Here is a 14,784-nt window from a genome sequence, read left to right on the forward strand (position 1 = left end):
TGTGACAAAAATTTTAAATTATCTCTGGAGATTCTGGCTGCTTCTGCTGGCATTTTTTCTGACCGTTACCATCGGAATCCCCGTATATATTTTATCTTTTAATAAAAAACATTATAAATACGGCTATAAGCTGGTCAGAATCTGGTGTTTCGGAATGTTCTACGGAATGGGTTTCAGATATGACCTTATTAAACTCTCCACTCAGGAAAAAGATAAGAATATACCGTATGTTTTTATCTCCAACCACACCTCTATCATGGATATTATGCTTGTCTGCATTTTGTTTCCAGATCATCCGATATGTTTTGTAGGTAAAAAAGAACTGGTAAAGATTCCGATTTTCGGAACTATATATAAAAGGATATGTGTGATGGTAGACAGAGCAAGTGCGCGAAGCCGTGCTGATGTATACCGACGATGCGCTGAAAAGATGGAAGAAGGTAACAGTATTGCCATTTTTCCGGAAGGCGGCGTACCTGATGACACTTCTGTTATCCTCGATGATTTTAAGGACGGAGCTTTTATGCTGTCCTCAAAACATCATTCCCCTATCGCTGTTTATACCTTTATCGGACTCAAGGAAATGTTTCCTTTTGAAAACTCAAAAGGCTATCCCGGAAGAGTAAAGGTGTATTTCAATGGAATTATCGAACCTACTGATTCGCCTAAAGACCTAAAGGCAGAGGCTTATGAGAAAATAAAAAAAACCTTAATGAGGTATTCCGTTGAAAGTAAATAGTTATATTTGTTTGTGAAATCTATAATAAATATGTCAAATTATTCTAAGCAAACCAATTGGGCTCAATTCATTCCGTTGGTTACTGTATTCTTCTTTTGGGGATTTGTAGCAGCCAGTAATGATATTCTGATCCCGGTTTTTCAAAAAGCCTTCAATCTGTCTCAAACCGAAAGTATGCTGGTCCAGATATGCTTTTATGTAGCGTATACTGTAGGCTCCTTAATTTATATGATTGTATCCAAGAGCCTGAAACAGGACTTGATCAACAAAATCGGGTACAAAAACGGTCTCATTGTAGGACTTTTGATTTCTGCACTCGGAACACTGTTGTTCTACCCTGCCGCCAATATGCATTCTTTTCCTTTAATGATCTCCGGATTATTTATTGTAGGTTTGGGATTCTCTCTTCAGCAGATTGTTGCCAATCCGCTCGCTATTGAGGTAGGCCCTACGGAAACAGGATCACAAAGGTTAACAATGGCGGGGGAATCAATAATTTAGGAACTACTATCGGACCACTTATTGTTTCGTTTGCCATCTTTGGTTCTGCAAGTGCTGCCAATACGGAAGCGAGTGTGGAAAGTGTAAAGGTACCTTACCTAATACTGGGAGCAGCTTTTGCCCTTGTAGCTTTAATGCTTAAATTTTCTTCACTTCCAGCAATCACTCCAACCAACACTGAGAGTACGGATGATGCAACTCCGGGAGAACACAGAACTTCTGCATTCCAATATCCTCAATTGGTTATGGGAATGATCGCAATTTTCGTATATGTGGGGGTAGAAGTTTCTACAGCAAGTAACCTTCCTGCTTATATGGAAAAAAGCCTTGGATTTGAAACGAAAGAAGTAGCCCCTTATATTTCATTGTATTGGGCGTCATTAATGATTGGCCGTTGGACAGGTGCTGTAGAAGCATTTGATGTAAATGCAGGCTTTAAAAAAATCTTAAGGTTCCTGGCTCCTTATCTGGCGTTCGGCGTATTTTTACTGGTAAATGCTATTGCCAACCATGATCTTTCTCCTTTCTATGTATATGGATTTATCATCGTTGCTATGATCATCTGTGATATTTTAAGTAAAGGAAACCCGGCAAGAATGCTTTTAATCTTCTCTTTAGCAGGAATTACAGCCCTACTTATAGGAATGTTCACTACAGGAATGGTATCGGTGTATGCATTTACCAGTGTAGGTCTTTTCTGTTCTACTTTATGGCCATGTATCTTCGCACTGGCCATCAACGGACTTGGAAAGCACACTAACCAGGGATCCGGATTCCTTATTATGATGATTATGGGAGGTGGAATTGTAAGTATGTTACAAGGATATATTGCAGATATTACGAATATTCACTTCAGTTATATCGTAGGGGTTATTTGTTTTGCTTATCTTGCATTCTATGCGATCCGTGTGAGTGGAATCTTAAAAGCCCAGGGCATTGATCTTGATAAAATATCTAAAGGCAGTGGTCATTAATATAACAAAGACAATATATAAGAAGAAAAGATTTTGGGCAGGTATATTACTTGCCCAATTTCTTTTGTTTTACGGTTTCTCGAAATCCAAAATAATGATTTCTTTTTTGAAAGTTTTTTTGAATTTCAAAAAGGAATCCACCAGATGCTGTTCAGCTGGATCCCGTTTTCTGTGGGAGATCTGATTTATATTGTATTAAGCATTTTTCTCTTCTATTATGTAATAGCTTTATTCAGGAAGCAGCGGAGACATGATGCGATGATGAAGATCCTGATTATTATCAATGCCTTTTATTTCATTTACCAGGTGTTTTGGGGAATGCTGTACTTCCAGACTCCTGTTATTAAAAAGCTTTCAAGCCAGGAAGAGCCCGATATAGACAAGGCAAAAAAATTAGCCCTGATCTATCTTGAAAAATGTAAGGTTACCAGGCAATCTGTTCATGAGGATAACAAAGGGATTTTCGTAATCACTGACTTGAATTCTATACAAAAGGAAATCCTGTATCAACAGACCAAATTACCTTCTTATATTTCAGATAAAAAAGCTCCTCAGATATTGGATATTAAACCCAGCTTGTTCAAAAATGTAATGAACTTTACGGGAATACTCGGGTACTATAATCCTTTTACTGCCGAAGCCCAATATAACTCTGAATTACCCCATACTTTCATCCCTTTCACCACAGCTCATGAAAGCTCTCACCAGCTGGGGTTTGCAAGAGAGCAGGAAGCCAATTTTGTGGGATATTTAATAGGAATTCATTCCAGCAACACGGAACTGAGATACAGTACCGAATTTTTTACTTTAAAAAGTCTTTTAAGATTTATTGTGGAGGAAGATCCAGCGTTTGTAAAAAATATTCTTCACCATTATTCTCCGGCTATGCAAAGAGACCGTGCTTATGAAAAGAGCTTCATCTCCAGACATCAGGGCTGGCTGGATGACTTCTTTGGATTTACCAACAATCTGTTTCTGAAGAGTAATCAGCAGGAAGGTTCCGTTACCTATTCTTACTTTATAGATCTTCTCTTAAACTATGAAAAATAGATAAAAAAAGAATCGTATCAGGCGATACGATTCTAAAAACACAAATGATGAAAAAAATTTATTACCTTGACTTGTTCCCTCATTCAAGGCGATGTAAAAGTACGACATATTTTATAAATACAAAAACATTTCCATCCTTTTTTAAAACTTTATGAAAACTTTATGATTTTTTAAGTTTTTTGAGTTCATCCGTTCTTATCACAAAACACATCAAATACTGACATTTAATAAACAAAACAGTGCTACAACTTCATAAAAGCTATTAAATATTTACAAAATCAAACGATTGTTTAAATAAAAAATATTCCAGTTTAACTACTTTTTCCTTCGTTAAAAATTGGAGTTATCTCCTATATTCCGTATGATATTCTTATAGAAAAAATGAGATATTTTTAAATCAATTTCGGCTATTGTCTCAAAATAGGCAATTATATTCTGTAAACTAAAATTTATTGTTCATATCTGACTTCTATTCAAAATAATACCTGAAGTTTTTTCCTGAGAAGAGCTAAATCATTTGCTTCATATAAATATTCAGACTGCAATGTCTGGTTTTTGCAATAAGTTATGCAAAATAAAATACTGAGGATCAAATAAAATCTATCAGCAACCGTTTATATCTCACTAATAAAGGAGATTTTTTTTTGTATATTTAAAACATCTGTGTATTTTAGATAAAAATATTAATATGATTTTTGACAAACTAATTAACCACCTAAAACTAGATAAACAGGAATTTATTTTCCAGTTCAACTCACATCCCAATTACCCATCTGCATTGGCATTCAGTGATACGCTGAACTTTATGGGGGTAAAAAATGACGCTTATGAACTTGACAAAGAATATTGGGACGAACTTCCGGAAGAATTTATTGCTATTGTTGAAAATTCATTTTCCCTTGTAAAAAAGTCAGGAAACAATTATTCAGTATATTCTGAAAAAGCAAAAACCTTCGGGAAAGAGGAGCTTTATAATAAATCAACCGATTTTGTACTTCTGTTTGAGAAAACTGAGAATGCGGAAAACAAACTGACATTCAATTTCAAGCCGGTCCTGTACATCATTTTTGCTGCTGTTCTTGCTTATTCTTTTATAAGTCAAACCATTTATGACGCTATATTTAATCTTCTTTCATTAGCGGGGTTTATATTTCCCTGAAATTTTCAACCAGAAATTCGGAAATACCTCTACCGTTATCGGAAGCATATGCGGAGGAGGAGGTACTGCTGCCAGCCAGACAGCCAACTCATGTGATAAAATTATAAAACAGGATAAAACCAGCATTCTAGGTTTAAAATTCGCGGACTTTTCCCTGATTTACTTCACAGGGCTTACAGTATTGGGTCTGTTTTTACCGGCTACAGCTTATATGGTAAAAGCATTTACATTCGTTTCGGTATTAGCAATCGGATACTCTCTGTATATTCAGGCATTTGTAGAAAAAACATTTTGCAGGGTATGTTTGTTGATTATTTCAATCCTTGCAGGGCAACTTGTAATAAGCAGTTTACTTTTCGAGAATCTTTCATTCAGCGTGGGAGCACTTTTACTGACGGTTATCCTGTGGGCACTTGTTTTCTCTGCTGTTATTTATTTCAACACCCTTCTTGAACAAAAAGAAGCACTTCAAAAATCAAATGCGAAAATCTCAGATTCAAAAGAAATTATGAGCTTTTTAAAGATCAAATGATGCAAAATCCGAAAATAGAATTCCAGGATACTGAAACTTTTGCTGTTGGAAAAAGGGATGCCAAACTTCGCATATCAATTGTTTCCAATCCATACTGTGGTTTCTGTAAAGATGCTCATAAACTGGTAGAGGGCCTTTTGGAGAAATATCCGGACAATCTCTCTTTGCAGATGAGATTCAATTACAGCCCTGACAGAGCTCCTGAAAAATATACGCAGCTTATCTCGGACTTAACTTATATTTATCATAACCAACCTGAAAAAGAGTTTTTACATGCAGTGGAAGAATGGTTTGAAACCAAGGATGAAAACAAAATCAATACTCTTGCAGGAGGAAACATAACATCAGAAAATCTTAATCCATTAGTAGAAATGTCTAAAGAAAACAGTAATGCAGGATTAAGCTTTACACCTATCTTTATTATCAATGGATATCAGTTTCCGGACAAGTATGATCGTGAAGATATTTTATTCTTTATTGATGAATTAATAGAGGATGATGAGATTTAATTATTAAATATTATCCATTTAAAAATTTCCCTATCTTAGGAAAAACAAAATAACCATCTGAAAAGGTGTAAAAGAGTAGAAAAACGGTAACAAACGGGGCTATATCCAGTGTACCATTTCATTGAATTATAATTGAATTAAAGCAAAATGTCGTCATTCACTGGCGGCATTTTATAATGAGTAGTAGTTTTGAAAAAAGTTTCCTTTTTATAAGCAGCCGGATACCAAAGACTGCGGTCCTACATGCCTCAGGATTGTCAGTAAGTATTATGGTAAAAGCATATCCCTGCAGCAGATTCGTAACCTTTCCGAGACAACCCGTGAAGGAAGCAGCCTTCTTGGACTGAGCGATGCAGCAGAAAACCTCGGATTCCGGTCAATGGGAGTCCAGATCGATTTCAATACCCTTGTAGAAGAGGTTCCTTTTCCTTGTGTAGCACACTGGAATAAAAATCATTTTGTTGTCGTATACAAAATTGATAAGAATAATAAAGTATATATTTCAGATCCGAGTTATGGACTCATCACTTACACACGGGAAGAGTTCATCAGATCCTGGATCGGAGAAAATGCAAATGAAAATACAGAAGAAGGAATTGTTCTGATCCTTGAAACAACTCCGGCATTCTTCCAGACAGAATTCGATGCTGAGGAAAGTAAAGCCAGCTTTACTTTTCTTTCCAAATATCTCCTTAAGTATAAAACACTTGTTATACAGCTTGCTATCGGGCTTTTGGGAGGAAGTTTACTTTCCCTGATATTTCCGTTTCTTACCCAAAGTATAGTAGACGTCGGGATTCAGAACCAGGATATAAATTTTATCTATGTGGTTTTACTTGCACAGATTATGCTGTTCCTGGGAAGAATGGGAATTGAGACCATCCGAAGCTGGATCCTCCTTCACCTTTCCGCAAGAATTAATATTTCCATCATCTCCGATTTCTTTATCAAACTGATGAAACTTCCTATAAGTTTCTTTGATACAAGAATGACCGGGGATATTATGCAGAGAATAAATGACCACCACAGAATTGAACAGCTTCTTACAAGTTCTTCACTGAATACATTATTCTCACTGGTCAATCTTATTATTTTCAGTATTGTACTGTTATTTTATGATTACAGGCTTTTCCTTGTTTACCTTGTAGGAGCCGTATTGTATGTAGGTTGGATCAGTTTCTTCCTGAAAAAAGAAAAGAACTTGATTATAAAAGATTCTCCCAGGTATCTCAGGAGCAGAGCAAAGTGATCGAACTCATCAACGGTATGCAGGAAATTAAAATGCATAACGCCGAAAAACAAAAACGATGGGACTGGGAATTTCTTCAGGTAAAACTGTTTAAAATCCGGATAAAATCTCTTTCACTGGAGCAATGGCAGTCTGTGGGAGGTAACTTTATCAACCAGATGAAAGATATCCTGGTGAGTTTCCTTTCTGCAAAACTTGTACTAAGCGGAAATCTTACTTTAGGGATGATGCTTTCCGTTCAATATATCATTGGGCAGCTGAACAGTCCGCTTCTTCAGCTTATCGATTTTATCAAGCAGACTCAGGATGCGAAAATTTCCCTTGAAAGATTGGGAGAAATCCACGATAAAGATGATGAAGAAGATAAGAATGAACAATACGTCACAGATATTCCGAAAAAGATATCGAAATCAAAGATATGTCATTCAGGTATATTGGTTCTGATGTACCTGTTTTTGAAAACCTAAACCTTACGATACCTTATCAGCAGACAACTGCTATTGTAGGTGCCAGTGGAAGCGGGAAAACAACCCTGTTGAAACTTTTGATGAAGTTCTATGATCCAGACCAGGGAGAAATCAGAATCGGGAATACCAATATGAAAAATATTTCCCCGAGATACTGGAGAGATCATTGCGGAGTGGTAATGCAGGAAGGTTATGTATTCAATGATACCATTGCCAATAATATTGCTGTTGGTGAAGATCATATTGATAAGCAAAAACTGAGACGTGCTGTAGAAATTGCCAATATCAAAGAATTTATAGAAAGCCTTCCGTTGAGCTATAATACAAAAATCGGCAACGAAGGTGTTGGGGTCAGCGGCGGTCAGAAACAAAGGTTATTCATTGCAAGAGCTGTTTATAAAGCTCCGGAATATATTTTATTTGATGAAGCTACTTCTGCATTGGATGCCAACAATGAGAAAGTGATTATGGAAAATCTTGAGCAGTTCTTCAAAGGCAAAACAGCTGTAGTTATTGCACACAGGCTCTCCACAGTAAGGCATGCCGATAAGATCATTGTACTAGACCAGGGAAGAGTGGTAGAAGAAGGAAGCCATGCTGAGCTGGTAGATTTAAGGGGAGAATATTACAGGCTGGTAAGAAACCAGCTTGAATTAGGAAATTAAACAAGATAAAGTCAGCATATAGCGGAATCCGAAAAGCTTACAGAGTAGGAAAAATAAAACTAATATTAATCATGAAAAATCTAAAAAAACTTTCGAGAAAAGATTTGACATTTGTCAGCGGAGGTGTTATTATCCCGGACAACAACTGCTGTGGATCATGGTGTCTTGGCAGCTGGGTACCATGCCGCATAAAGCATTTTGAATGCCCGCCGGATGCAGACACTTCGCCGCCATCATGGTATGACGGGAACTGCCCAATTATTTAAACTATATTCCCCCTGAAATTGGGAGAAATTTTACCTCAGAACAATGAAAGAAGACGTTTTAGACAATATTGAACTCCGCTCAGAAAGCGTACAGGATATTCTTACCCAGCCTCCGCATTGGATGATCCGCTGGGGAAATACCGTTATATTTATTATCCTCCTGCTTATCCTTCTGATGAGCTACATTATAAAATATCCGGAATTTGTACCCGCTCCCATTATTGTAACTTCTCAGAACCCTCCTGAGAAAATTGAAGCAAGGACCAGTTCTAAAATTGAAAAAATATTCATAAAAGACCATCAGGAAGTTAAAAAGAATGATGTACTGATGGTGATGCAGTCTGCAGCCAATTATAAGGATATTTTAGCGCTGAAAAAACTAGTGGATTCTATTACACCAGATAAATTATACACCTTCCCTATTGCTCAGGCTTCAAGATTTAAGCTGGGAGAGCTACAGGGTGAATACAACAGTTTCGCCAAAGCATTTCAGGATGAAGCACTCTTTACAAGGTTACAGCCTTATGCTCCTGAAAATCTGGCTGCCAACCAGAGTATCTCTGAATATAGAGTAAGAATTGCTACTTTAAAGCAACAGAAAAACCTTGAGTCTATTAAATATGACCTGACTAAGAAAAATTTCAACAGATCTCAGGAACTATTCAACCAGGGTGTTATTTCAGCGATGGAACTTGAAAATGAAAAGATCAAATATCTTCAGGCTCAGCAAAATCTTGAGAATATTAAAATTTCCATATCACAAGTGGATGAAGGGATCTCCAATCTGAATAAAACCAAAAGCGGAACTGCCATTAATACAGAAAAAGACAGAATTACATACTCTTCACAAACCTTACAGCTTCTTGAGCAGCTGCGAAAATCTTTAAAACAGTGGGAACTTAACTATCTGGTAATTTCATCCACAGATGGTGTTGCCAGTTTTCAGCAGTTTTTCGGCGAGAATCAGTTCGTAAAGGTTGGTGAACCTATCCTTTCTATTCTTCCTAAAAATAAAGAAAAGTTAGTAGGCAGAATGTCTGTTCCTACAACAAACTCAGGAAAAATAACTCCAGGTGAAAAAGTACTCATCAAACTGGACAATTACCGATTCCAGGAATACGGTATCATCGAAGGAAAAGTACAGAATATATCGCTTATTCCTGATGAAAAAGGCAATTATTACGTAGATGTTATTTTACCTAAAGGATTAAAAACAAGCTATAACAAAACACTTACATTTGATAAAGAACTTCGGGGCAGCGCAGAGATCGTAACACAGGATCTGCGACTGATTGAACGATTTTTCTATCAGATCAGAAAACTCCTCGGATACCAGGTTTAATAAACCAATATAAAAAAATAAGAGCCGTTCCGCAGATTGCAGAACGGCTCTTACTTTTTTATTTAATTACAGATACTGAAATTACCGTAGACTGTTTAAACAGGCCATTAGGCGCATTATCCGATTCAATAAAGTATTCTGTCATGAAAAACCAGATATTCCAAAATTAAGCTATAGAAAAGCGAATACGGGGATATTTATGTATACCAAGATAAATGCATAAAAGCCATGACAAAATTAACCGGCGGATGTTCCCTGCATCTTCTTACAAGAAGACTAAAATCTTAAAAAAGAAATCTTCTGAAAGAATTAAAAGATGAATCTACGATACTTTTAAAATTAAAAACCGCAATCATTGATTTAATGATTGCGGTTTATCGTAGCGAAGACGGGAATTGAACCCGTGACCTCAGGGTTATGAATCCTGCGCTCTAACCAACTGAGCTACCTCGCCGTTTTGGTGGTGCAAATATAGAAAATATTTCTTTACCTCCAAAATTATTTTAGCTTAAAATATTCCAAAACATCACCAACATGATCTGGTTTGCTGATTATCTTATTGTTAGCATCTAAAATAAAATACGTCGGAGTTGCGTGAATATTGTACGTATCCGTATAACTGCTGTTCCATCCTCTCAATTCCGAGTCATTCACCCATGGAAATGCAGCAATCTTTTTGGTATAGGAATTCTTATCCACATCCAAGGACAGCCCTACAACCTGAATATTTTTTGATTTAAGATCATTGTATTTTTCAAGAAGCTTAGGAAGTTCACTTTCACAATGTGAACAGGTCGATGACCAGAATACGATAACCTTCTTATCTGCCTTTATATCATGTAAAGATTTTGCAGTGGTATTAACGGGTGACTGAAACTTATAATTAGGGAAAACAGCACCCATTTCAGTGTTTGCATTCGATTTTAAGGTAGAAGCAAGCCTGTCGGTAATGGTACATTTAAGATTTTTAGCAAGCGACAGATATTTGTTCTTGTACTCATCCATCTGATATGCATCAAAGATATCAATCAGTTCTGATAATACAGTCTGCCCTCTTGGAGTTTCTACTTTTAAACGGTCTAAAAGTTTATCAACTGAGGCCACAACATTTGTATTTCCTCCTGAATTAAGATAAGCCACCAAAACAGGTCTCAATAATGACGAGCTTTCAAGCATATCACCTGATTTATCCAGAAAGTTGATCATCTCTTCCTGATCTGCTTTTTTGGCTGAATCGGGTGAGTTAGAAATAAATTTACTGTAGTTCGTATTATAATAAGCAATAAACGGATGTTGTACCGCATCAATAGTGCCTGAAGTTCCGGAAAGCCTGTCAATTTCTGTTTTCAGTGCTTTTCCAAAGTCTGTATTGTCTTTATAGTATTCCTTGATCTGTGTCAAAGCCGGCAAAATAAGTTCTTTCTTTTGTGAACCTTCCTGCTGTTTGCTCATCAGATTATTTGCCTCATCAAGATAAGTAACGTCCTTGACTTTATTATTCTGGATATCCAGTTTAAAACTTACGTTCTTATTCTCAGAAATAAAGCTTACCGTATTGTTAGAGCCAGGAAATAAACTTTCATCATTCCCATATAATTGCTGGGGTATTTAAATGTCCATATACCATTCTTACTTTGTTCCTTAGTAACAATAATATCTTTTGAGCCGTTTAATGTATATAGAATTGCGTCCTGATCTTTAAAATCTGCCGGAGTCTGGATTGTAACCGTAAATTGAGCCTGCAGAGCAAATGCAGCTAAAACCGCAGATAGCGTATAAATTTTTTTCATAGAGTAAAAATAAAAAAACTCCCTGAGTAATCAGAGAGTTTAATATTATTTTAATAAAATTTTATGCTTTTACGGTTTTGTACTTTTTGTAAAGTAAACAATAAGTCCAATTGCTACAATACCAAGTACATATACATACATATCAATTGGTGAGGCGGGCGATCCTGTACCATTTCCTCCGGTACCACCTCCAGTTGGGATTGCTGGTTGCGGCGGGGTCTCTGCATTAACCAGAGATACAACAATTAGGAAAAAGGCTAATACTAGTTTATTAATAGTTCTCATATGTGCTTATTTTAAGATTTTAGTGTTAACAGTTTCTCCTTTATCAGAAACGATTTTTACAATGTAAGAGTTTTTAACTGAGCCATCAAGCTCGATTACAAAATCTCTGGATGCATCAACCGCTTTTTTAGAGATTACCAGTTTACCGCTCATATCATAAACCTGAATATCCGCTTTTTTCCATTTTGGATCAAATCTAACGATGTAATTTGTAACGGATGGATCGTAAACAACAAGTGTTCTGGAAATACCAGTAGCTGTTTTATCTACAGCCAAAGTAATATTACTTGGCTCACCATAATACAAATTAGCTTCCTCATTTGTTACAGGCACAACATCACCTTGTTTAACCTGTACTAAATTTCCATTCTCTGCTTTATAGTAGAAACCAATTCCTGAAGATAACTGGTGTGTACCAGCCGGAATAAGCTCTGCATTTTCTCTGATCTCGAATTTATAAGATTTAACCTGATCAAGTTTATAGTTAACTAACTTAACATTTTTACCTTGGAAGTTATTCTCATTAGCTTCGTTAATATATAACCAATAGTTAGTATGGTTGTTATCATACCCTCCATTCAATGCTTCTTCGTAAGTACCGATAATTCTGCTGCCTGCTGAAGCCTGAACTGATGCAGCTGCAGAAATCTGGTGCCCTGTTGTGAAAGATGGAGAAACAGCATAATATGTTCTCGAAATTTCATTACCATTCGCATCAAGACCAATTACTCCAAGCTGTTTTACTGTATTACTGTTAGTTTTACCAGTAGACATTTTAGCTGCATTTACATCATAGTTAGTTCCTGCTGCTCTTGCTGTAGATTTGAATCTTCTCAAGGTGTTAAAGTTTAAAGTCTGAGCCGTATTGTCTCTTAACTTTATTTTAAACGACTGCATTGGTTTGATTACAACATTATCTACATCCCCTACAGCGGGAGCTACTCCGTCACCTGTTGTTACAAAAGTAACAACCTTAGAACCTGTAGCATATGTAGAACCACCTGGAAGAGTAACGATAGTGCCTGGATCATACTCAACTCCCCAGACATTTTTCACAGCATTACCATCAGATCCTGTAACGCTTTCAGTATATCCAATATTAGCTAAATCCAAATTGGTAAGGAAAGGGTTTCCAAACTGATAGATATTCTGGCCAAATGTTGCTGACCAATTATTACCGTTGGTACTTTCAAACAAATCATCAAGATAAGTATTGTACTTCTCATTGTACTGGTTTACACTATTACCGCCAGTTCCGAATACAACATTAGAAGCGCCGATATTAGATTTCCCTGCATTCTGTAAAGTTATAGTACCAGCATACGGTGCGTATGGCTTTCCATTAATATTGAATACAGTTCCGGATGCTGGAGCACTCGGATTCCAGTCATTATTACTAACTTTCAGCATATAATAGCCTGAACCATCCCAAGTAACTGAAGTTGGAGCTAGATTTAAAGTAGTAACTGAAACGGCATTAGCATTATCCCATTTTAGAATAGGGTTACCATATCTGTTGGTATTAAAAGTCTTACCAAGTTCAGTAGATAATGAATTAAAGGCTTTGCCGGAAAAAGGCAGAGCAACTTGTTGGAAATAATTACCACTACCCTGTCTTGTAGTTCTGTATTCTTTGGTTACAATACCAGTAATGTTGGACTGGGATAATCCGTCGATGTACAACTGGCCATACGTGGAAGTAGCAAAAGAAGCAGGGGTATTAAGTCTTAAGATAATATTTCCGCCATCAGTCTTATCAGAACCGGTAGCATCTATTGTCTTAAAAGCGTCTGTACCAGATCCTACAACCATTATATTTCCATGCACGTCCAAAAGGCCACTCCCTTTTGTTTGTACACCTCCACCGCTATAAACTAGGGTGCCTTCGCTCACATACATATTAGCATTAGTGTCAACATGACATAGTATCTGCGCCTGAACAGAATAACTAATTGCTAAAAGACCTATAGCAAATAAACTTTTTCTCATTGTATAAATTATTTGTGTGTTAATACAATCTTCACCCGCAAAGGTATTATTATTTTTCTAAAAAAAAATATTTTATCTATTAATCAAAACATTATCCTCCGTTAAGATGATCTCTTTCTCCTCTCCTATTGAAAACATATAGTCTTCTAGAACTTTTTCGGTAGTACCTCTAAGGCCTCTCGCCCCTAGTCCTTTTTCGATAGTTTCCTCTACGATTTTTTCAATTGCTCCGTCTGTAATAACCAAATTGGTGCCATCCATTTTAAAAAGTTCCACAAATTGGTTCACGATAGAATTTTTGGGTTCCTTCATAATTCTTACCAAAGTCTCTTTTGTGAGTTTATCAAGGTAAGTGATGATTGGAAATCTTCCTAAAAGTTCCGGAATTAATCCGAAAGTACGAAGATCAATCGCATTAATATTTGTTAATATATACTCATCTTCATCAGTCTTATTGATTTTTTCAGAACTGAAACCGATGGCCTGCTTGTTCATTCTTCTTTCAATGATCTCTTTGATTCCGTCAAAGGCTCCTCCTGCAATAAAAAGGATATTCTGCGTATTTACCTGGATATATTTCTGATCCGGGTGTTTTCTTCCTCCCTGAGGCGGAACATTTACAATGCTTCCTTCCAAAAGCTTCAGCAATCCCTGCTGTACTCCTTCTCCGGAAACATCTCTTGTAATACTCGGGTTATCTGATTTTCTGGCGATTTTATCAATCTCATCGATGAAAACAATTCCTTTTTCCGCTTTTTCAACGTCATAATCTGCCACCATCAGAAGTCTTGAAAGGATACTTTCAACATCTTCCCCCACATAGCCTGCTTCTGTTAAAATAGTAGCATCCACGATGCAGAAAGGAACATTAAGCTCTCTGGCAATCGTTTTTGCCAAAAGGGTTTTACCTGTTCCGGTTTCCCCTATCATGATAATATTTGACTTTTCAAGCTCCACTTCCCTGTTTTCGTCCTGAGCATGAAGCAATCTTTTATAGTGGTTGTACACAGCAATTGAAAGCTGCTTCTTTGCCTGATCCTGACCAATTACATACTGATCAAGAAATTCTTTGATCTCCTTTGGTTTTTTAAGCTCCTCCATATTTTCTGCAGGCGAATATCCTGTTTTGGATGCACTGTCTTTTACAATAGCATGTGCCTGCTCTATACAATTTTCACAAATAAAACCATTCTGCCCAGAAATCAGCATCTGTACTTCATTTCTTTTTCTGCCACAGAAAGAACATTGGTTTGAGTTCATAGGATAT

Annotated in this window: 12 protein-coding genes, 1 tRNA gene and 2 pseudogenes; 9 read left to right on the plus strand and 6 right to left on the minus strand. The window is 36.6% G+C overall.

The features are described 5' to 3' along the window. The first annotated feature begins 1 nt into the window (after window position 1). From OWR28_RS19395 to OWR28_RS19435, 9 genes and pseudogenes are all read left to right on the plus strand, one after another. Window positions 2-739, plus strand: a complete 738-nt coding sequence (locus OWR28_RS19395; RefSeq protein WP_332388111.1) for a lysophospholipid acyltransferase family protein — start codon at window positions 2-4, stop codon at window positions 737-739. Between the two features lie 30 nt (window positions 740-769). After that, a pseudogene (locus OWR28_RS19400) lies at window positions 770-2,214 on the plus strand (MFS transporter). Between the two features lie 144 nt (window positions 2,215-2,358). Continuing rightward, entirely contained in the window at window positions 2,359-3,264 is a 906-nt protein-coding gene (locus tag OWR28_RS19405; RefSeq protein ID WP_332388112.1) for a DUF3810 domain-containing protein, read from the plus strand. A 688-nt stretch (window positions 3,265-3,952) separates the two neighbouring features. Further along, window positions 3,953-4,423, plus strand: coding sequence for a hypothetical protein (locus OWR28_RS19410; protein WP_332388113.1), 471 nt, complete (start codon window positions 3,953-3,955; stop codon window positions 4,421-4,423). Window positions 4,424-4,547: 124 nt separating this feature from the next. Then, window positions 4,548-4,955 (plus strand): hypothetical protein, encoded by a 408-nt coding sequence (locus tag OWR28_RS19415; protein WP_332388451.1) that lies wholly within the window; start codon window positions 4,548-4,550, stop codon window positions 4,953-4,955. Beyond that, the gene (locus OWR28_RS19420) at window positions 4,952-5,464 is read left to right on the plus strand and encodes a thioredoxin domain-containing protein (protein WP_332388114.1); all 513 of its coding nucleotides are present in this window, start codon (window positions 4,952-4,954) and stop codon (window positions 5,462-5,464) included. Before OWR28_RS19415 ends, OWR28_RS19420 begins: the two co-directional genes overlap by 4 nt. A 193-nt stretch (window positions 5,465-5,657) precedes the next feature. Then, window positions 5,658-7,845 (plus strand): annotated as a pseudogene (locus OWR28_RS19425) (peptidase domain-containing ABC transporter); the annotation flags it as partial. Between the two features lie 71 nt (window positions 7,846-7,916). Continuing rightward, a complete protein-coding gene (locus OWR28_RS19430; RefSeq protein ID WP_332388115.1) occupies window positions 7,917-8,111 on the plus strand; it encodes a hypothetical protein in 195 nt (64 codons plus the stop codon). A gap of 43 nt (window positions 8,112-8,154) precedes the next feature. Further along, window positions 8,155-9,453 carry an HlyD family secretion protein gene (locus OWR28_RS19435; protein WP_332388116.1) on the plus strand — a complete coding sequence of 433 codons (1,299 nt, stop codon included), beginning with the start codon at window positions 8,155-8,157 and terminating at the stop codon, window positions 9,451-9,453. A gap of 380 nt (window positions 9,454-9,833) precedes the next feature. Here the strand turns inward: OWR28_RS19435 and OWR28_RS19440 are convergent. The 6 genes from OWR28_RS19440 to clpX form a co-directional block, all read right to left on the minus strand. Continuing rightward, window positions 9,834-9,907 (minus strand) — tRNA-Met (locus tag OWR28_RS19440). 44 nt (window positions 9,908-9,951) lie between these two features. Next, the gene (locus OWR28_RS19445; protein ID WP_332388117.1) at window positions 9,952-10,905 is read right to left on the minus strand and encodes a TlpA disulfide reductase family protein; all 954 of its coding nucleotides are present in this window, start codon (window positions 10,903-10,905) and stop codon (window positions 9,952-9,954) included. A 95-nt stretch (window positions 10,906-11,000) separates the two neighbouring features. Continuing rightward, window positions 11,001-11,243 (minus strand): hypothetical protein, encoded by a 243-nt coding sequence (locus tag OWR28_RS19450; RefSeq protein ID WP_332388118.1) that lies wholly within the window; start codon window positions 11,241-11,243, stop codon window positions 11,001-11,003. A 69-nt stretch (window positions 11,244-11,312) separates the two neighbouring features. Next, entirely contained in the window at window positions 11,313-11,528 is a 216-nt protein-coding gene (locus OWR28_RS19455) for a signal peptidase (protein WP_332388119.1), read from the minus strand. A gap of 6 nt (window positions 11,529-11,534) precedes the next feature. Then, window positions 11,535-13,517 carry a T9SS type A sorting domain-containing protein gene (locus OWR28_RS19460; RefSeq protein ID WP_332388120.1) on the minus strand — a complete coding sequence of 661 codons (1,983 nt, stop codon included), beginning with the start codon at window positions 13,515-13,517 and terminating at the stop codon, window positions 11,535-11,537. Window positions 13,518-13,589: 72 nt separating this feature from the next. Further along, window positions 13,590-14,777 carry an ATP-dependent Clp protease ATP-binding subunit ClpX gene (clpX, locus tag OWR28_RS19465; RefSeq protein ID WP_332388122.1) on the minus strand — a complete coding sequence of 396 codons (1,188 nt, stop codon included), beginning with the start codon at window positions 14,775-14,777 and terminating at the stop codon, window positions 13,590-13,592. Window positions 14,778-14,784 lie beyond the last annotated feature (7 nt).

This window comes from Chryseobacterium sp. 1B4 (assembly GCF_036631475.1).
Lineage (GTDB): Bacteria > Bacteroidota > Bacteroidia > Flavobacteriales > Weeksellaceae > Chryseobacterium.